Origin of the sequence: Pseudoalteromonas sp. XMcav2-N (assembly GCF_024124545.1) — a bacterium.
Taxonomy (GTDB): domain Bacteria; phylum Pseudomonadota; class Gammaproteobacteria; order Enterobacterales; family Alteromonadaceae; genus Pseudoalteromonas.
In genome coordinates this window covers 104,853-123,392 of sequence record NZ_JAMXSF010000016.1, presented here as the reverse complement: position 1 = coordinate 123,392, position 18,540 = coordinate 104,853, and the positions used below count along the sequence as shown (strand labels likewise).

16 protein-coding genes are annotated in these 18,540 nt (G+C 49.9%); 6 read left to right on the top strand and 10 right to left on the bottom strand.

The window, feature by feature from the left end:
- Positions 1-18: 18 nt before the first annotated feature.
- Positions 19-951, bottom strand: coding sequence for a diguanylate cyclase (locus NH568_RS18800; protein WP_253049757.1), 933 nt, complete (start codon positions 949-951; stop codon positions 19-21).
- A gap of 216 nt (positions 952-1,167) precedes the next feature.
- The gene (locus tag NH568_RS18795) at positions 1,168-1,974 is read right to left on the bottom strand and encodes an AraC family transcriptional regulator (protein WP_253049755.1); all 807 of its coding nucleotides are present in this window, start codon (positions 1,972-1,974) and stop codon (positions 1,168-1,170) included.
- A gap of 122 nt (positions 1,975-2,096) precedes the next feature.
- Between NH568_RS18795 and NH568_RS18790 the strand changes: the two genes are divergently transcribed.
- From NH568_RS18790 to NH568_RS18780, 3 genes are all read left to right on the top strand, one after another.
- Entirely contained in the window at positions 2,097-2,522 is a 426-nt protein-coding gene (locus NH568_RS18790; protein ID WP_253049753.1) for a hypothetical protein, read from the top strand.
- The gene (locus NH568_RS18785) at positions 2,509-3,030 is read left to right on the top strand and encodes a GNAT family N-acetyltransferase (RefSeq protein ID WP_253049751.1); all 522 of its coding nucleotides are present in this window, start codon (positions 2,509-2,511) and stop codon (positions 3,028-3,030) included. The genes NH568_RS18790 and NH568_RS18785 overlap by 14 nt, the downstream gene beginning before the upstream one ends.
- Before the next feature lie 71 nt (positions 3,031-3,101).
- Entirely contained in the window at positions 3,102-7,343 is a 4,242-nt protein-coding gene (locus tag NH568_RS18780; protein ID WP_253049749.1) for a DEAD/DEAH box helicase, read from the top strand.
- Positions 7,344-7,377: 34 nt separating this feature from the next.
- Here the strand turns inward: NH568_RS18780 and NH568_RS18775 are convergent, their stop codons facing one another.
- Together NH568_RS18775 and NH568_RS18770 are read right to left on the bottom strand one after the other, a co-directional pair.
- The gene (locus NH568_RS18775) at positions 7,378-7,863 is read right to left on the bottom strand and encodes a hypothetical protein (protein WP_253049747.1); all 486 of its coding nucleotides are present in this window, start codon (positions 7,861-7,863) and stop codon (positions 7,378-7,380) included.
- Positions 7,864-7,873: 10 nt separating this feature from the next.
- The gene (locus NH568_RS18770) at positions 7,874-9,262 is read right to left on the bottom strand and encodes a YHYH protein (RefSeq protein WP_253049745.1); all 1,389 of its coding nucleotides are present in this window, start codon (positions 9,260-9,262) and stop codon (positions 7,874-7,876) included.
- A 264-nt stretch (positions 9,263-9,526) separates the two neighbouring features.
- Here NH568_RS18770 and NH568_RS18765 point away from each other — a divergent pair, with 264 nt between their 5' ends.
- On the top strand, positions 9,527-9,751 hold the full coding sequence (locus NH568_RS18765; RefSeq protein ID WP_138552928.1) for a FeoA family protein: 225 nt from the start codon (positions 9,527-9,529) through the stop codon (positions 9,749-9,751).
- Between the two features lie 19 nt (positions 9,752-9,770).
- Entirely contained in the window at positions 9,771-11,855 is a 2,085-nt protein-coding gene (feoB, locus tag NH568_RS18760; protein ID WP_253049743.1) for a ferrous iron transport protein B, read from the top strand.
- A gap of 37 nt (positions 11,856-11,892) precedes the next feature.
- Here feoB and NH568_RS18755 read toward each other — a convergent pair whose 3' ends face one another.
- On the bottom strand, positions 11,893-12,189 hold the full coding sequence (locus tag NH568_RS18755) for a hypothetical protein (RefSeq protein WP_253049741.1): 297 nt from the start codon (positions 12,187-12,189) through the stop codon (positions 11,893-11,895).
- 24 nt (positions 12,190-12,213) lie between these two features.
- Positions 12,214-12,585 (bottom strand): hypothetical protein, encoded by a 372-nt coding sequence (locus NH568_RS18750; RefSeq protein ID WP_253049739.1) that lies wholly within the window; start codon positions 12,583-12,585, stop codon positions 12,214-12,216.
- Positions 12,586-12,929: 344 nt separating this feature from the next.
- Here NH568_RS18750 and NH568_RS18745 point away from each other — a divergent pair, with 344 nt between their 5' ends.
- On the top strand, positions 12,930-13,865 hold the full coding sequence (locus tag NH568_RS18745; RefSeq protein WP_253049737.1) for an acetoacetate decarboxylase family protein: 936 nt from the start codon (positions 12,930-12,932) through the stop codon (positions 13,863-13,865).
- A 40-nt stretch (positions 13,866-13,905) separates the two neighbouring features.
- Here the strand turns inward: NH568_RS18745 and NH568_RS18740 are convergent, their stop codons facing one another.
- The 4 genes from NH568_RS18740 to NH568_RS18725 form a co-directional block, all read right to left on the bottom strand.
- Positions 13,906-14,232, bottom strand: coding sequence for a hypothetical protein (locus NH568_RS18740; RefSeq protein ID WP_253049735.1), 327 nt, complete (start codon positions 14,230-14,232; stop codon positions 13,906-13,908).
- Positions 14,233-14,370: 138 nt separating this feature from the next.
- Positions 14,371-15,444, bottom strand: coding sequence for a lipocalin-like domain-containing protein (locus NH568_RS18735; protein WP_253049733.1), 1,074 nt, complete (start codon positions 15,442-15,444; stop codon positions 14,371-14,373).
- A gap of 10 nt (positions 15,445-15,454) precedes the next feature.
- Positions 15,455-17,869: an ABC transporter permease gene (locus NH568_RS18730; protein ID WP_253049731.1), complete on the bottom strand. Its 2,415-nt coding sequence runs from the start codon at positions 17,867-17,869 to the stop codon at positions 15,455-15,457.
- Positions 17,862-18,518, bottom strand: a complete 657-nt coding sequence (locus NH568_RS18725; RefSeq protein WP_253049729.1) for an ABC transporter ATP-binding protein — start codon at positions 18,516-18,518, stop codon at positions 17,862-17,864. The genes NH568_RS18730 and NH568_RS18725 overlap by 8 nt, the downstream gene beginning before the upstream one ends.
- Positions 18,519-18,540: the final 22 nt, after the last annotated feature.

Here is an 18,540-nt window from a genome sequence, read left to right as displayed (position 1 = left end):
CAGTCAATTGAAAAGGGCCTAAGCGCCCTTTTTTTCTGCCACACAGGCCTGATTTCGACCCTGGTGTTTTGCGTTATAGAGCGCTTCATCCGCCGCAGCAATCAGCTGCGCCAAACCCTGATAGTGTTCACCCCGATTATTACTCGCAACACCCGCACTGATAGTAACCACCCCAAACTCCGAATCTTCATGGACAATGGCCAACGCTTTGACGGCATCAACAAATTGATCGGCAAGCTGTTTCGCCCCGTCTGGCTCTGTGTCTGGTAGTAAGATGGCAAATTCCTCGCCACCGTAGCGATACACCCCGTCCATTGGTCTGCGTATCTGGCCATCAATCGCACTGGCAACGGCCTTAAGGGCATCGTCGCCATTCAAGTGACCATAGCGGTCATTGAATTTTTTAAAGTGATCGATATCCAGCATAACCACTGAGCAGGTATGTTGCTGACGAACGCTCTGTTTGAACTGACGCGCTCCTTCCATATCAAAAAAGCGCCGGTTGAATACTTTTGTCAGGCCATCGTAATACGAATAGCGCTTGAGCGTATCGGCCTGCTGTTTGTATTTTAAATGAGTTTTAACCCTGTTAATCAGAGTCTTGGCTACGATAGGTTTAGGAATGAAGTCGACTGCGCCGGCATCCCAGCACAAGTCCTGTTGTTGCTCACTGATATTGGAGGTCACAAAAATAATGGGAATATCAGACAGCCCCTCCATTTCCTGTAGCTGTTTGCAGGCCTCTACTCCAGACATACCTTCCAATACCCAGTCCATCAGGATCAGGTCTGGCGGTGTAGCACGGCAAAACTCAATTGCCTTTTCGCCAGATGTCACCATATGTACCGAACAAACCCCCTCTAAAAAGCACGAGATGACTTTTTGCGTCAGCATTGAGTCTTCAACAATCAACACCAGACTCTCGCTCAGGTCTTCAATTTCCTTAAACAAAGTGCATTTACCTATTACTGTGATTCTTCGGCTCAACCCAGACCGGTTTTTTTCGGTCCCGATTGCAATTATAGCAGGCGCACAAATAAATACCCGTTAACATGTTATGACTAACTTATCATGCGTCTGTGCTTTATGAAATGGATTAAAAGCTTAAGATCAGTAATTTAACCCTCTCATGACTGTGTGTTTTTTACACACGAGCGGTACATATCATTAACGCGCTTGTTTCAGGCTGTGCTGCCTGCGCCACAGCGCAGGCGTCACCCCATAGGCTGCCTTAAACTGGCGAATAAAATGAGTGGTGTCTGACCAACCAAGCTCTTCAACCAAGGTCGCAATCGGTGTATGCGTATGCATGAGGCGATTACAGGCTTCACCAAGGCGCTTTTTTGTGAGCCATTGACCGACTGAGTAACCCGTTTCTCGTTTAAATAGAGTGGCCAGATAAGGGGCACTCACGAACACCGCGTCGGCCACCCCCTGCAAAGAAACCGGCTGCAACCCCTGACTCTCTATGTAGGACAGTGCCGCGACCACTTTAGGATGCATGCCCGCACGCCAGCTAACGGGTTGTTGCGCCAGTGACACTTCGTGCAGCAGCAAAAATACAAAGCTCTTCATGACCTCCAGTGGCAATGCCTGCTGCAACGCCAGTTCAAACTCCTGATATAAAGTCTGAACAAATTCGACGCGCTCACCTGACAAGGTCAATGCAGGTAAAGCACCCAGGCGCACCTGCTGAAAAGGTTGCAATAAAGCGGCATCGGGTTCAAGCCCCAGACAGTCAGGGCAAAAGCTCATCCAGTGAACATGTAAGTCGGACCCCGACAATAAAGTATGTGGCATCCCGCCGGGCACCAGCACAAACATGCCCTGCGTGGCGGTAAAAGTCTCCCCATGTAACATATCCAGTGAGCCTGAACGAATAAAACTTAAAACACTCTCGCTGTGTGTGCCATGCGGCTCTTGTGCCAGTCTGGCCACTTTCATCTGACCACAGGCTGCAACATGATTGGTCATCTTATTTCACCCGCAATCTTAAAATAAGCCGATTAAATCAAAAACCCAACAATAACACCAGCTAGCTTTATTGAGAATAATAGACACAGATAAAACAATACACCGATTTTAAGGAGACACACATGACTTTGTCACTCGTTTTGATGGGGCTGTCCATTCATGTACTTGTGTGGGAAAAGTTACCCGACTGGGGTACCTGGTTCAACGCTCTGGTGGCGCGTTTACCGGCTCCACTGGCCTATTTGTATTCAGCCTGGCACTGCCCGTACTGCTTTGGTTTCTGGGCTGCCTTAACCCTACAGCTGCTCACTGGAGTCTATACTTTGCCTGAGCTGACCACTTTAACCGAGTCATTTGGTCTGGCTGGTACAATGATCGGTATGGGTCTGGATGCGCTGGTCACGGCGTTACTGATCATGATTGGCAGCCTGGCTCTGAAAGCACTCGCATTACCGGCAATAAAAGGGCACGAGCTCACTCAGGCATTTAAAGCAGGCATGTCAGAAGCGCAAGTCAACACAAAGGAGCAAGTTCATGACAAAGCTTGAATTCAGTACGGCCAGGTTAGAGGTCATCCCCGCATCCTTGCTAATCAACGAGCTCAGACCGGCACAGTCAAACCAGTTAATACACTTGCTGACACCGAATACAGTGCACTTTTTACCCGAAGACTGGCAACACTGCCCACAATCTCCGGCTCAGCTTATTGATTGGATAAAAGACAAACTCGCACGCTGTGACCTGTTACTGGTGCGAGATAAACAAGCACAGTGCCTCGGCCTGACAATGTTGTACTTTTCAACCAATACCATACAACTTGGCTATTTAATAGGCGAAGCACACTGGGGTCAGGGTTATGCCAGTGAGCTACTGCAGGGGCTGGTGACCCATCTGCGAGAAATTCAGCCTGATGCCATACTCAATGCCGGCGTTGCAGCCGATAACCCCGCTTCAATAAAAGTGCTGGAAAAAGCGGGCTTTGTACTTTGCCAGGCTCAGTCGCAAAACAGCGGCTCGCAGCTGTATTATACTTTCTCTGTGGCTGGTTTGACTTGAGCGCGTACCTCGCATCTGCTACTTTGCTTCGCAATTAACAATAACTTGCGGAGCACGGCCTGGTTAGGTCCATGAGCATGCACTATACCCCTTTCAGTCAGACACAAATAACAGAACTCCTGACACGCTACGCACAGCTGCCTGAAGAACAACAGATCATGCTGGAAGTCCTGGCATTGATCGGCAAACCAGTCGCAATAAGTAAACTAAAACGTTTGCTAAAGTTATTGGTTGAAGCACAGGTTCACGACTTAGCCGCGCTCAGTCAGGGTATGCTGCCAGAACAAAGAACCACTCTGGCAGAAGCCGGGTTGTTGCTCAGCAATCAAAAGGGCCTCAGGGTGCAGCCGCTCATTGAAGCCTCTTTGTGTCACAACGCGTTGCGTGAAGATCGCTTTATGAGCACTTTGAATTACGCCGAACAAATCGTGCCTATAATCAACCTGTATGAATGGGAACGTGATTTTTCGGACGAACAGCGTTTTATCCGCGACCTGCTCATGCTTGGCCAATATGACAAAGCCGCGGACCTGCTGTCGTTTCACAAGAATCCGCAATACTTGGATCATTACACCAACCAGGTGTTAGTCGATACGCTGTTTTTTCCGGCAGACGCCGACCGTCTGGCTGAGCTACCGCCGCTGTTACTATATCAGGCGTGTGCCACATTAGTTCATTCCTTACGAAGTGACTGTCAGAATAATTTTGCCGCGCTCAAGCTGATAGAGCAGCTTTGTCAGCGTCAGCCTGACAATCAGCTGCTGCACTGCTTACTGGCCGAGCAATACCTGTATCGCGCACAGTTGGATCAATGTATCGCCAGTCTTGGCAACGACACCAGCTGCTATGCATTGCAGTTACGTGCAATTGTGGCCATGTGCTCTGGCGAGCAGCAAACCGCACACACATTATTTGAACAAGCCATCGTGGCCAAAAACAAACTGGCCCGACGCAAACAGCAATATCTGGGTGGCCTGCCTGGCCTGTTTCATAAACTGACCATTTTGGTCGAGGCCTGCCAGGGTCAGCCCCAGCTATTTAAAACAGTGCGCCAGTTGGTTCGGGCTGAAGCTGCGGATAAAAAAGCCCCCACATTTAACTACGCCATTCTGAACTTACTAGAGTATCTTACCGAATGCCTCAATGAGGCTCAGACATTCAGTGAACAATATCAAGATTATGAAGTACTCAGGAATACGCAGCCCTTTGATTTTGCCCTGCTGCAGTTACTGATTGCCCTTGCTACGCACTGGACGGGTGCCCGCGCACAAGCAGCCAGGCTAAATCGCCTCAGCGAGGCCTGTACGACTTTCAGCACAATGCAGCAACCTTTGTTTGCCTGTATGGGGGCGGATCTTTTGCTGCTCCATCAGGCTCCGGTCCCCAGCCTACCTCAGCGATTGGTGCTCAACTTTGCCAATCTGATAGAACAAAAAAGCGGCTGGGAACTGGCTCTGGAAAAGCTGCAAAACCTGGCACCACATCACGCAGCCACTGAGGATAAATCACCACAGAGCCATCGACTCATCTGGCAGCTTGAGCAATCACGATTTGACCTCACTCTGAAGCCTCGGGAACAAAAACTGGGGAAACAAGGCTGGAGCAAGGGCCGCAATGTCGCGCTGAAAAGGTTAATCGACGAGCCAGAGAGCTTTGAATACCTGAGCGGCAAGGATAAAGAGATCATCGCGGCCATTCGGGTATATGAAAACCACAGCTACTATGGTGGACGCACATTTGAGCTCGAAGGCGCAAGTGCGCTAAGCGCAGCGGCGGGCGCTCAAAACCTGTATCTGGGCGAGGATTTAAATACAGAAATTGAACTGACTGAATATCCGGCTGAGCTTCAGATCCGCGATAACGGCGATGAGCTGATGATGTCGATCCCTAACCTGCCTCAAGGAATAGACTACCGAATGCAGCTGGATGAACATGCCAGACAGGACGAATACGCCTTCTATTCACTTCAGGGGCATCGCTATGGGTTTACCCTGTTCACACGTCAGCACCTGCAAGTGGCAGAGATCATCGGTGAGAGCGGGTTGGTGGTACCCAAAGCCGCCAAACCCAAGCTGCTCGAAAGTATCACAGCCATTGCCCCTTTACTGAATATTCAATCCGATCTCGAAGGGGTAGAAACCGGACTAAGCACAGTGGAACCAGCCGAAGAGCTGGTGGTCAACATCACCCCCTATCAGGGCGGTTTGGAGTTTCATTGTGTCAGTATGCCATTTGGCGACCAGGGTCCGATGTTGCATCCAGGCATTGGCAGTCCCAATTTGACAACAGAAATTGATAACAAACGGGTAGCCACTCAGCGCAACTTAGCCCGGGAGCAATGCTGGCTGGAGTTGCTGGATGAACACTGCCCGGCATTCCTGGCTATGTCAGACAATAGACTGCAACTGGACGACCTGGAAATGGCGCTGGAAGCCTTGGAGCAGCTCGAGCAATGTATTGCAAAGCCTGTGAATGAATTGACATTAAGACTGCGCTGGCCAAGAGGGAAGAAGTTCCGTCTCAGCAAACCACTTGAGTCCCAACATCTTGCCCTGGCCATGAGCAAACAAAATCAGTGGTTTGACGTAACCGGAGAGCTTCAGGTCGATGATGCACAGGTCATTGAGCTGAAAAAGCTGTTAAGTTTGATGGCCACCAGCCATGGCCGCTTTGTCAGCCTGGACGGTGAACAAATTTTGGCACTGTCTCAAGACTTACGTAATCAACTCGCCCAGCTTGATACGGTGACCGATGAGGGGCAATTCCACCCGCTTGCCAGTGGTCAGGTGGCCGAAGCCACCGCAGGCATGCGCATGAAAACTCTGCCAGCCTGGGAAGAACAAAGCAAAAAAATGTACCAGGCCAATGCACTGACACTCACCGTTCCTCCCACCTTGCAGGCGCAACTGCGCGATTACCAGCTGGCGGGATTCGATTGGGCGATGCGCCTGGCTCACTGGGGGGCCGGAGCCTGCCTGGCCGATGACATGGGACTGGGCAAAACCTTACAGGCTCTGGCCGTGATCCTGGCACGCGCCAGTGAAGGGCCAACCCTGATCATCGCGCCAACTTCTGTGTGTTTTAACTGGCAACAGGAAGCGAGTAAGTTTGCACCAGCTTTAAACATGATGCTGTTTAGCGATCATAACAGTGCGCAAGAGCGCGAGCAGCTGTTGACCCAGGCAGGCCCATTTGATTGCGTAGTGATCAGTTATGGCCTGTTACAGCGTCAGGCTGAACTGTTAAAAGCCAAGCAATGGCATACCATCATCGCCGATGAGGCGCAGGCGCTGAAAAACCCGCTGGCCAAACGCACTGTGGCAGCTTGTGCTCTCAAGGGCGAATTTAAGATGATCACCACTGGCACCCCAATAGAGAACAACCTGACCGAATTATGGTCACTGTTTCGTTTCATAAACCCCGGACTGCTCGGTAATCTGAAACGCTTTAATGCCCGCTTTTCACAGCCTATGGAAAATGCCGAACAAGACAAGCTCGCGGCACATAAAGCGCGTCAAAGCCTAAAGCAGTTGGTAAAGCCCTTTATTCTGCGTCGCCTGAAAAGCCAGGTCCTCACTGAGCTGCCAGAAAAAACCGAAATCAATCTGACTGTCTCGCTCAGCGATGATGAGATGAATTTTTATGAAGCGCTGCGACAGCATGCCATCGATCAGATCACCGAATCTGCCAGCACCAGCTCAGCAGCGGAACAGCGAATAAAAATGCTGGCAGAGCTGACTAAACTCCGCCAGGCCTGCTGTCACCCTAAACTGGTCATGGCAGAAAGCACGCTGCCCAGCAGTAAGCTGGATGCGCTGGGTGAGCTGCTCGATGAATTACGGCAAAATAACCATAAGGCGCTCATTTTCAGCCAGTTTGTGGGCCACCTTCAGATCATTAAAACACTCCTTGAAGAACGTTCAATAGCTTATCAGTATCTGGATGGTAGTACACCTGCCACACAACGTCAGGAACGCGTTAATGCGTTTCAGCGTGGCAATGGCGAAGTGTTTTTGATCAGCCTAAAAGCCGGAGGCTCAGGCTTGAACCTCACCGCTGCCGACTATGTGATCCATATGGATCCCTGGTGGAACCCGGCTGTCGAAGCACAGGCCTCTGACAGAGCTCATCGCATGGGTCAGCAACGTCCGGTGACTATCTATCGCCTCATCGCCAAGAACACCATAGAAGAGAAAATAGTCGCACTGCACCAGCACAAACGAGACCTGGCGGATCAATTGCTGGCAGGTAACGAGCAGGCTGGCAAGCTGTCGGTCGAGGATATGCTTAACTTACTCAAAGAGACCTTTTAAAGGCTGGCCACAACACGGTGGCCAGCGCTGCGTATTAATGGTGGTGATGGCTGAGCAATGGCTGAGAAGAAAACTGGTGCAATACCAGATCAGGCGCAGCCAAATTAACAAACACCGACCCCATGACGGTATTGCCTTTCCAGGTCCAGTTCTCGTGCTGATGGCTGTTTAGCGATACCGCAATCTGATTGACCCCTTCCTGAAACCAGCTGGCCGGCAAGTGTACATCTTGACTATAGACACGCATTTTTTTCTCCCCATTGATAAAAAGATGAGCATGACCGGTCAGAGTTTGCTGTTTACGCTCCGCCTCGGCAGGCGAATTTAGTACGTAATTAGCAATGCCAATTGTCAGATTCAGGCCATCTGTTTGGTCACGCACGACCGTCAAAGATACCCTGGGTAACTGGCTTTGCAGCTTAATTTCCAGGCTTTTATGTTGGTGAATGGCGGTATCAGCTAACGCCACCGTGCTGCTAACACACAGGCATGCAGCAATGATCATTGCGAATATTTTCATTGATTTGCCCCTATCCCCGACCCGGACCACCAGGTAGTCTGCCACCGCAACTGGTTAGCGCATTACTTTGCAGCTCTCCGGCAAATCTATCGCCTACCGTATAGGGAAATGCCGGTATCAGTTTGCCATTCTCTTCGCGGGCTGTGACGTGATAGTGATAGCCACGCTCAGAATCACTGTGGCCATTGTATTGGTCCAGATAATTACCGCCCTGAGCAGTCAACGCTGTATTCCAATAGAAATCTTCTTTATAGTAGCCGTTTTCAGCAACCAGCTCATTGTTGGACAGCGTGCGCACCACAGCAGAAAAACCGGGTCCGCTGGAAACAGTACGGGTGCCCTGGCTGACATCGTATTGGTCATTCAGAACACAGCTTCGGGCACCGTCGCTGCATCCCGTCGCTTCACTGGCGCTATAGTCCCGGACTTCCCAACTACTGATTGCCAGTTGCCCTTGCGCCTCCCAGGGGCCATAAATCGCATACCCATCCGCGGCATAACCATAAATAGGAGAGTGACCCATACCAGTGTCCCCTACCATATCGGCCAGGCATGACGAGTAATAGTGGTGATGATAGTCACCCTGTGCAGCATGGCCGCCGCACACATCAACATCATATTGCTCTGCAACCGGTGCCAGTGTCTGCCACACTCCTTCGTTGTTATAGCTCTGTCCATCCCCCCAGTTATACACAGAGGTCCCGTTAACCCAAAAACCTACCGACCCTAAGCCCGTCTCGCAGGTTTCGCTAGTCTGTGCTGGCTGGTTTGGAAAGGTACCCGTTTTGTCCATCACTTCAGGGCATACCGGACCCGGCGGCCAGTAACCCTGTCCCGCGTCTAATGCACAACTGGTGTTGCTGTTGTATCCTATATCCTGACCAAACTCTACCACATCGCCAATCGCCACATCGGGCGAACCTGTGGCAAAATCGGAATTAGCTCTGGGCCGTGAAGACAAGCTTGTCAATACCGCCTCGTCGATGACAACCTGGTAATCTGGCATACCAGACGCCATAACCACGGTATAACCTTGGCCCGACTGCTCAATGGCGCTGACAGCCTGCACGTTAACCTGCGCAGGCTGTCCCGAATCATCCAACATAACTGCGGCTGATTCTGCCTCTGAGCTCAGGATCCAGCCAGGTAGCGTGTTTGTTTCATCTGGGTTGTTTGATACTTGGTCACCCTCATCACTGGTATCACTCGGATCAGACCCGCTATCATCGCCATTTGACTCAGCACTCTCATTACTCTGGTTCGTTGTGCTCTGATCAGTAGCCGCTGACTGCGTATTCTGGCTTTCTCCTGAGCCACAGGCACTGAGCACGGTGGCGCTCATCATAAGTGCCAATATTTTAAGTGTGCCTGGGTAGCTGAATTCGTTCGTTAACTTCATTGCCTGTCTCCGTTGCTGTTCGGTTTGATTTACACACTAGCGAAACAATGTGCAAAGAGATGGCAAACAATGTGCAAATAGTGTGTAGCACTCAACACCCCCAGATGACATCATTTTAAAACACGTAACTATTTAAAAAATTTAGCTTTATTAATTACTTAATAGTGTCGAACTTTCGCCTCGTTTGCTTGTTTATGACAATTAAGTTGCGGTACCATAGCAATTTAATAATAAATAATTCTTATCAAGGTTTGCATTATCTCTATGACACTTGCAGATTTAAAACCAAATGACAAAGCAACCATTGCGGATATTGATCATCCGGATGCAGCCCTGATCAGCCGAGTAATGGCGCTGGGCCTGATCCCGGGTGAAGAGATCACAGTGCTCAATGTCGCTCCACTGGGTTGTCCTATTCAGACCAAAGTAGGTAACACCTATATCAGTATCCGCAAAACGGATGCACGCTTTATCCAACTGAATCGCTAATTTAAAGGAGTAAGGTCACGTGAGAATCGCCCTCGTTGGTAACCCCAACTGTGGTAAAACCACCCTATTTAACCGCCTTACCGGCGCCAGGCAAAAAGTGGGAAACTGGCCAGGCGTCACAGTTGAACGCAAAAGTGGCGAGCTGACATTACAAAGTCAGCAGGTTGAGCTAATTGACTTACCGGGCCTGTACAGTATGGCTCAAATTGATCCGGGCCAGGATGAACAGATTGCCATTGACTATATCCGCTCCCAGGACGCCGACCTGATAGTCAATGTTGTCGACTGTGCCAACCTCGAACGCAACCTGATTCTGACTACCCAAATGCAGGAAACGGGAACACCTGTGATTGTGGTTGCTAACATGACTGATGTCGCTCGCCAACAAGGTAAAGAGCTTGACTTTGCGTTGTTGTCACAGCGCCTGGGCGTACCCGTTATCGCTATGGTCGGCTCAACAGGCGAGGGAATGCAGGCACTGACCGATGCCTTAACTCACCACCTTGCATCAGATAAACCGACAACAAGCAGGCAGCCAGTCGCCAACTCAGACAGCAACCGCGAAGACACTGTAAAACGGTATCAAAGCGTCAAAAAGCTCAGTAACGGCGTCAGTATCATGTCGCAGACGCGCTCTGATTTCACCACCCGGCTCGACAAACTGGTACTAAATCGTTGGCTAGGCGTTCCTATTTTCTTGTTTATGATGTATCTGATGTTCACTATTGCCGTCAACTTCGGGGCCGTCTTTATCGATTTTTTCGATATTCTGGTTGGTGCCATCTTTATCGACGGGACGAAACTGCTACTGACCAGCCTGGGGGCGCCTGAGTGGCTTGGAGTGATCCTGGGTGACGGCTTTGGCGCCGGTTTACAACTGGTCGCGACCTTTATTCCTGTCATTGCAGTACTCTATTTCTGTTTGTCCATTCTTGAAGACAGTGGTTATCTGTCGCGTGCTGCTTTTGTTATTGACCGTCTGATGTCATCCATTGGTTTGCCGGGCAATGCGTTTGTGCCGCTGATTGTGGGCTTTGGTTGTAACGTCCCTGCCGTGATGAGCGCACGCACAATGAGCCGAGAGTCGGATCGCCTCCTGACGGTAATTATGGCCCCTTTTATGTCCTGCGGCGCTCGCTTGACGGTATATGCCTTGTTTGCCGCAGCATTTTTCCCGGTCAATGGTGCCAATATTGTCTTTGCACTGTACTTGTTTGGCATTGTCGTTGCTGTGGGTTCTGGCTACCTGTTCAGAAAACGGGTGTTCAAACAGGAAAAAGTGCCCTCTTTTATTGAGATGCCCGCCTACCACCTGCCGGTGTGGCGTAACCTGATGATGACCACCTGGCAGCGTTTACGGAGCTTTATTACCCGTGCCGGCAAAACCATAGTATTTGTCGTTGCGCTGCTGAGTATGATCAATTCTATCGGTACGGACGGCAGCTTTGGCCACGAAAACAGCGAAGCATCTATGCTGTCTAAGGCCGCACAAGTGGTGACACCTGTGTTTGCACCTTTGGGTATAGAAGAAGACAACTGGCCTGCAACCGTTGGGATCGTGACAGGTCTGTTCGCCAAAGAGGCCATTGTCGGCACGATGGACGCCTTGTATGTCGGTGCACCGGAAGAACCACAAACATGGTCTCTTAGCAACTCTGCATACCAAGCGGCTATGACTCTATGGGACAACTCGGTAGATTTGCTTCACAACCTTGGTGACCCATTAGGTCTGGGGGCCGTTGAAGAAGGCGGTGACGCTGGCAATGAGCTATTGACTGTCATGGCTGCTCAGTTCAATGGCCAGCTCGGTGCGTTTGCCTACCTGGTATTGATCCTGCTTTATACCCCTTGTGTTGCGGTACTGGGCGCCATTAAACGCGAGTCTGGCAGTCAGTGGATGTGGGTAGTCATTGGCTGGACAACCTCAATTGCCTATATACTGGCCACGCTTGTTTATCAGGTCGGTCAACTCAGCACAGCACCGGCATCGGCAGCCATGTGGATTGCACTGATGCTTGGCGCCTTATTTGCCTGGTGGATCCTACTTGGTCGCCTGAGCCAGCGAGTCAGTGCCGTGCCAACTTACAAGATCGAATTGAACTAATTCCACATAAAAAATGGGAGCTGCCGGCTCCCATTTTTTATGCTGCTTTTTCTGGCTTGACTTTTACCAGCTCCATTCGGATAGCGGCGAAATAAAGACCTTCTGCTGCTAAAACAGTAGGTAACACCACCTTAATCCAGTACCCTTCAGAACCATAAAAATATATCAGGATGGCACTTATCACCGCCAGTATGATGCTCGCAACAATACCAGCACTCACCAGACTCAGAGAAATCGGAGCTTTACAGCTGCTGCATTTTAGCTTGAATGGATTCGGCGTATTTAATACCGACATAAAAGAGATATCGCTGTCACATTTACCACATTTACTCATATTATTACTCTTTGTGTTACGTTATTACTTGTCAAAATACTCTTTGACGTCGCTGGCATACAGTATCCACATTGCTGCAGCCGGATAGATAAACAAATCAACTAAATCCCAGACAGGTAAGGCGCCCTCTGTACCCAATAATAAGTCGGCACTCTGCACAAAAACACAGATCCACACGGTATAAAAAAAGAAATTACGCCCTCTGGGCTTTCTTTTCGCAATGTGCCACATTGCTACAAACTGGATAAATACCATGGCTAACCAAAACAACATCAGGACCATCGCCTCCGATGGCTGCTCTGATACCAGATAACCCAGCACAGAGATTGCTAAAGGCCAAAGGCCGTAGTTGATAAAACATACCAATACCGTGATCAACACCACAAATGGGATCATAAGTTACAAATACCTTCTTATCTCTTGGCCCGGACAGGAGCCGAATTGCGCTTGAAAGATGTTTAATTCAGGCATACACCCCTCTTAATTACGCACATTGCGATTTAATAATCAGCCTGCCCACAAAAATGGGGCTGCAGTTTACAGCATTGCAGATATGGAAAGAATAGCTGGTTTACACTCGTATACATTTGAGTCAGCCGTCCTGTTCTTTTCTGAACAGCTCATTTCATTTACTTTTCATTGCGCCATGCTAACCTAGTCCCGCTTTTATACACTGCGTACCTAAATCAGTGTGTATCCGGCAAAATACCCTAAAGGAAAACCATAACTAAAAAGGATCTATGATGAAGATCAAATCCCTCTTGCTCGGCACTATAATATCGCTGAGCACTACAAGCTATGCCGTGGATCTGAGTGAATCTTATCCAATAACCGATACCACTTACCTCTCAGATGGCACGCCCGTCAATATGCCCTTTCATGTGCAAGGTGAAGCCACCAGTGCTGTCGTTGGATTGATTGATGTGAATGTTGCACAGTTCTTTTTATGGAACTGGCAATGGGAGCCGGTCCGGCTGCATTGCGAAGGCACTGCATCACAAGGCATTGGCGCGCTGTATACACAAAAAATTACCGCTAGCCCGACGGGTGCCTATAACGAAACCATTTCTAGCTTTTATGTTAAACGTCGCGGCAGTGTCGACCCCATTTTACCCTGCCCGGGTGATATAACCGACCCAAGTGCTCAACTGGATTTTACCGGTAAAGTACTGGCGGCACTGGCAGCGGCGAATGCTGAACAGCAAGCTGCTGGAAAACCACATAATTATGCACTTTATAACCAGCACCTGATGCTTGATAACCCAGTAGCAATCAGAGCTGGCCGCGAGATCTGGGGCTACCCCAAACAAGCAGCCGATGTGTCGATTACCATCACGCCACGCCAGCATACGTTAACCCTTAACAACCAATATACAGGACAGCCCATGCTGGATGTGTCCTACACCCGTCAGATTGGCGTCAACCTGCCACTGCATTCTGTTGGTGATAACGTGCTTCCTGACTACCTGTTACCCGATTACAGTAAAGTACCGCAATTGAGTGGTGTACTATCAAGTGACAGTGGCTGGATGATGCCATTTGTGGGGGAGTTTACGATTCACTCAAGAGCCAGCCTGACAACTTTCTTCCTGGCCGAAAGTAATTTCAAGCCAGTCGCTGTTCTGGAGTTCCCTGACGTCTCAGGAGTCGCCATGCCCCTGTATAATCGAGAGTAACACCTAAGCATCGACAGTGTATGCCTGCCCGCATTTCCCATTACTGATTATTTTTTGTGGCAGGCCCCACCAGGGTTGTTTGAATTAAATGCTGGCACTTGGTACACCTGTGTCCCTTGATCATTACAGCCCTGATAACTGGGTTATCCACCAACTCAGTCTCTGATTCCAATACCCCTTTACCATTACATGTCGGCTTGTCGCATGAAACCGACACACTTTTAAAAAACAGGTAACGCAGCACCACACACAGCAGGACAGGTAAAATCACCTTGGTCAGTATAAACCCCGCCATCCCGGGGATGAGCTCGTCAGGGAGTAATGAACTGCCGCCAATACACAGAGCAAACAAAGTTACGTCAGCCATGTTACACACAACTTTATTCATAACAGGCAAAATGTTCTTATCTATCTAATAAAAGGGTATTATACCAAAAAATAACATTACATAACAATAACTTATGATATAACCTAAGCGATTCCGCCTACTTTGCACGGGGAATGTTCAATAACCGAACAGCTCACCATACCCTTGCCCGGAAAACCCACCCCGGCTGTGTATTCGGCCTTCCCAGTAAGGCACGCTCAAAGTATTCAAAGAGTCTGATTGCAGCGCATCAATGATCACCGCTTCTTTGCCCGGTAACTGCAATTGCCAGCTAACAGGGTGTGTCACGTCGTGCGTTTTCGCTCTGTCCAGCACTGTCAGAGTGACTTGCTCGTCGGGATAAGCAGTAACCTCTCCAGACGATGATATCTCTGAGGCACTGCAATAAGCATAAGCGTGTTCTTCATCTCGAGTGCAGAATGCCATCAGCGCACCTTGACCAGGCTCCGTGCTTTGTAAACTAAACCAGTCCCAGCCTCCGTGCTGACTGTCAATCAGGCCCGAAGACCATTCTCTGTCCAGCCAGGCCTGACCTGTGATCTCATAATGTGTGTCCGCATAGGTCAGTGTACCCGTCACCTGTAAAAAGGGGTAACTGTAGTAAAAGGAGGCATGACCCTGTTGTGTTTTCTGGCTGTATCCCTGCTCGCCATGCAACACCTGCGGGCTGTTTGCCAGTGTAATATCCAGGCCATAACCTGATTCCCGGGTTTGTAATCGCAAAGGTAAGAATGAACTCTCCCGACTTGCCAGTTGCCAGTTATCCAGCCGGGCTATAAAAGGACTGGCCTGGATCTCGACCTGTCCTGCTCTGCCATAACGCTCAAAGGCATGATGGGTACGGCCGTCCTGCAGGGCAAAATGCGCAAAGTACAGTTGACCGTCCCACCAGGGCGACCCCTGAAAAGCAGAAAACCCCGGGTCAAGCACCCGGAACAAGGTCCACTGCATACCAAACTGTGTGCCATCCTGTGCGCTCAAATTGCCCGTCACGTACCACCATTCCACCCCCTGTTCAGGGTGCGCACCATGATCGCGGGGAAACACCAGAGAGTGCGCAGCGCTTACCGGCACACCGAGTTCCTGGCCAAGGACAGCCATCGCTGCATTATTCTTTTTAGCTTCAGGTGCGCCGGGTTGGCATCCCGTTAAAACTAATATAATGAGTAAAATTAACCCGGTAAACTGCATTCGTTACTCCTTATAACTGCGCCACATTGTCGGCTACATTGCGCCTGATCAGCCTCAACAACGGGATGGCACTCACCACCAGCGCCAGTAACAGTATCACAGCACAGAACCCCAAAATGTCGCCCCAACTGAGCACCATGGCCATACTCCAGCCAAAGGCGATGGGCATCACATATTCTAACAATACCCAGCCCAACAGAATGCCCAGAGGCACGGCCAGAAACAACGTCATACCGAGAATAAGCGCAGCCTGACATAACTTAAGAGCAAATAATTGCCATTGGGTCACGCCCAACGTTTGTAGCACGGCCATAGGTTGTAATTGCTGCCGCCCAAGAGTGAGAAAGCTCACCCAAACACCGAATAAAGCAATGAGCATAATGCACAAGTTCAGTGCATGGGTAACCAGAAAAGTTTGGCTAAATAATTGTTTTGCGAAGCGCTTAAACACCTGGTTGTGAATTAACTGGTGTCCGGCCAGTGACCAACGCTGACTAATGACATCAGCAATCCGCTCTGAGTTAACTCCATCTTGCAGCGTCAACATAAAGCCAACCGCTTCATACAAAAAAGCCTGTTGTACTATGACCGACGAGCTTACAACCAGATTGATACCGGGCTCACCATAATCATAAAACACACCTTTAACCTTGCAATGAAATTCGCGTGGGCCCTGCTTTACCTTCAATATACTGCCCACTTTCAAAGCATGCCGTCTCATGCCTGGTTCATTGATAAGACAGGATATATGCTGGTTTGTATTGGCCAGATGTGCCGCTGCGAGTGGTCGTTTGTTTAACAGGGTCAGATGTTGGTGATAAGTATGATCTTCACCAAAGCTCATGATAGTTGCGGGGATTACGCCATTTCCCAGTGTAATTTCGCTTTGTGCTGACCAATACACACCTACCTGCTCAACTTCGCTCATTTCAGCCAGTGCCTGACGCATTTGGGAAGTCGGTTCGTCGGGCCGGACATACAGGTCAGCATTGAGGCGAGTTTGCAGATGTGCATCCAGTGCACTGCTAAAACTCCCTACCATCACCTGCATACCTATGGCTGCGCCCATCGCCATCAAAATCGCGAGTACAGAGCTCAATAAAGCGGGTAACTGGGTCAGGCTGTCAGCTCTGAGCCAGCCGAGTAAAGGGGAGCGGGTTGGCCAGCGAACACGAAACACCTGGCCTACCAGCACAGGAGTGAGCGCAAAAAATAACAGCAGTACACAAACACACAAAAGTAGCGCTTGCCATTTAGTCTGTGCAAAATGCATCAATAGCAGACCACCAAAACACGCCATGAAAAACAGGCCAAGTGCCAGCCACCTGGAAAGCTGGTGTGCCAGCGGGCTTTGTAACATAACAAATCCGGCCAAAATAGCCAGGTTGAGTAAACTCCCCACGAGCACCAGCCAGGCATTGAACTGCACCGTCAGTACGCGGTCAAGTTGATAAAAGCTCCCTAACACAGTGCTGATGTCACCCATCATCGCATTGGCCATCACGACACCAATCAGGTTACCCAGCGTTGCCGCCACAATGCTCAGTACAGAAACCTCCAGACACAGTGCCTTGAGTAATTGACCCTGACGGCAGCCCAGCGTGGCCATCTGTTGTTGTAGTGATAAGCGACTCTGATAGGCAAGTTTGATGGCATTGAGGCTTAAAAAGGCCCCCACCACATAACCCAGTAAGGCCAGTGCCTGAAGATTAAAGAAAAAGGCCCCCGATAGTGCATCGAAGGTTTGTGCCTGGGCAGACTCCAGTCTGGCTTCAGCGCCAAGTAGGGTAATCAGGTGTTGTGACTGAGACTCACTCAGACCGGATACTTCAAAGTAGCTACTCTGTCCACCCGCCTGCAACAGTCTATCCGCCAAACTGATGTCCATCAGGGCATAATGGCCCGTTCCATCTAACAGGCTGGTCGGGTAGCTCGTTCCATCAATGTGCAGCACAGATCCATCCAGATTCATCCGGGCACTTAACTGAGGTGATAAAAACACAGTATCAAACAGCTTAGTTCGTGCTGCTTGCGCAGCCGACTCATCTGTGGTTGGCTTTGAAGCACCTGCGGTTTGCCATTGCAGCAGATTAACACCCCGAACAGCCAGTATCTGGCCTTCATCAGTTCTTAGCCGCCCTTCGAGCACCGGCTGGACCTGCTTAAACCCGGCTGCATTAAGTCGTTGCCATAACGAAAAAGCCAGACCATTCTCCCCTAATGGTGGGCGGATAAAGTGACTTACCGGTTGTGACAACAGCGCTGTGCTGGTGGTATAACGCTGCGATGCTTCCTGATTTAAGCCCAGTGTTGCACTGAGCAAGGCACTGCCCAAACTCAGACCCACCAGAAACAATACCAGCAGACCTTTATGGCGCCGATAGAACTGGCCATAGGTGACTAAGATCAGGCGTAGCTCATTCATGTATTCGCCCGTCACGTAACTCCACCAGCCGTGGTAATTGCGCTGCAAGTGCGCGACTGTGCGTCACCATGATCAGGTTGACATACTGCTCCTTACACAGCGCCATCAGCAACTCCAGTACTTCCTGACTTCGCACACTATCCAGGTTGCCGGTGGGTTCGTCGGCCAGTAGCATGCGAGGTTGATTGAGCAGTGCTCTGGCGATCCCTACGCGCTGTTGCTCCCCGCCACTTAATTGCGCTGGATATGCATCGAGCTTAGCCGCCATCCCCAGTCTTTCTGCCATAGCCATAATGTCGCCATGGCTGACTGAGCGACCATTCAGACGTGCCTGAAAAGCCATATTATCAGCAACCGTGAGCGGGCTGAGTAACTGATAGTGCTGAAAGATAATGCCAATTGTACGACGGTATAATGCCAACTCAGTGGTGTTGTAATGACTGATTTTCTGTTCATTAATCAACACAGAACCGGCATCTGGTGTCAACAAGCCTGCCAGAATATTGAGGAGTGTTGTTTTACCAGAACCACTCTCACCCGTTAACGCGACTTGCTCACCGGCTGCCACCGACCAGCTCAAGCCATCCAACACATGTCTGTACCCGATACCATCCGGGCGCTTAAAGGTGACTTCATCAAGTTGGATCATCGTATCTCCATTACCACTTAAT

What these genes read in the sequence shown, in the direction of transcription:
- NH568_RS18730 (WP_253049731.1), bottom strand. Translation starts at nt 17,869, where the DNA reads ATGAATGAGCTACGCCTGATCTTAGTCACCTATGGCCAGTTCTATCGG.
- NH568_RS18770 (WP_253049745.1), bottom strand. Translation starts at nt 9,262, where the DNA reads ATGAAGTTAACGAACGAATTCAGCTACCCAGGCACACTTAAAATATTG.
- NH568_RS18795 (WP_253049755.1), bottom strand. Translation starts at nt 1,974, where the DNA reads ATGACCAATCATGTTGCAGCCTGTGGTCAGATGAAAGTGGCCAGACTG.
- NH568_RS18765 (WP_138552928.1), top strand. Translation starts at nt 9,527, where the DNA reads ATGACACTTGCAGATTTAAAACCAAATGACAAAGCAACCATTGCGGAT.
- NH568_RS18780 (WP_253049749.1), top strand. Translation starts at nt 3,102, where the DNA reads ATGAGCATGCACTATACCCCTTTCAGTCAGACACAAATAACAGAACTC.
- NH568_RS18740 (WP_253049735.1), bottom strand. Translation starts at nt 14,232, where the DNA reads ATGGCTGACGTAACTTTGTTTGCTCTGTGTATTGGCGGCAGTTCATTA.
- NH568_RS18725 (WP_253049729.1), bottom strand. Translation starts at nt 18,518, where the DNA reads ATGATCCAACTTGATGAAGTCACCTTTAAGCGCCCGGATGGTATCGGG.
- NH568_RS18735 (WP_253049733.1), bottom strand. Translation starts at nt 15,444, where the DNA reads ATGCAGTTTACCGGGTTAATTTTACTCATTATATTAGTTTTAACGGGA.
- NH568_RS18755 (WP_253049741.1), bottom strand. Translation starts at nt 12,189, where the DNA reads ATGAGTAAATGTGGTAAATGTGACAGCGATATCTCTTTTATGTCGGTA.
- NH568_RS18785 (WP_253049751.1), top strand. Translation starts at nt 2,509, where the DNA reads ATGACAAAGCTTGAATTCAGTACGGCCAGGTTAGAGGTCATCCCCGCA.
- NH568_RS18790 (WP_253049753.1), top strand. Translation starts at nt 2,097, where the DNA reads ATGACTTTGTCACTCGTTTTGATGGGGCTGTCCATTCATGTACTTGTG.
- NH568_RS18775 (WP_253049747.1), bottom strand. Translation starts at nt 7,863, where the DNA reads ATGAAAATATTCGCAATGATCATTGCTGCATGCCTGTGTGTTAGCAGC.
- NH568_RS18750 (WP_253049739.1), bottom strand. Translation starts at nt 12,585, where the DNA reads ATGATCCCATTTGTGGTGTTGATCACGGTATTGGTATGTTTTATCAAC.
- NH568_RS18745 (WP_253049737.1), top strand. Translation starts at nt 12,930, where the DNA reads ATGATGAAGATCAAATCCCTCTTGCTCGGCACTATAATATCGCTGAGC.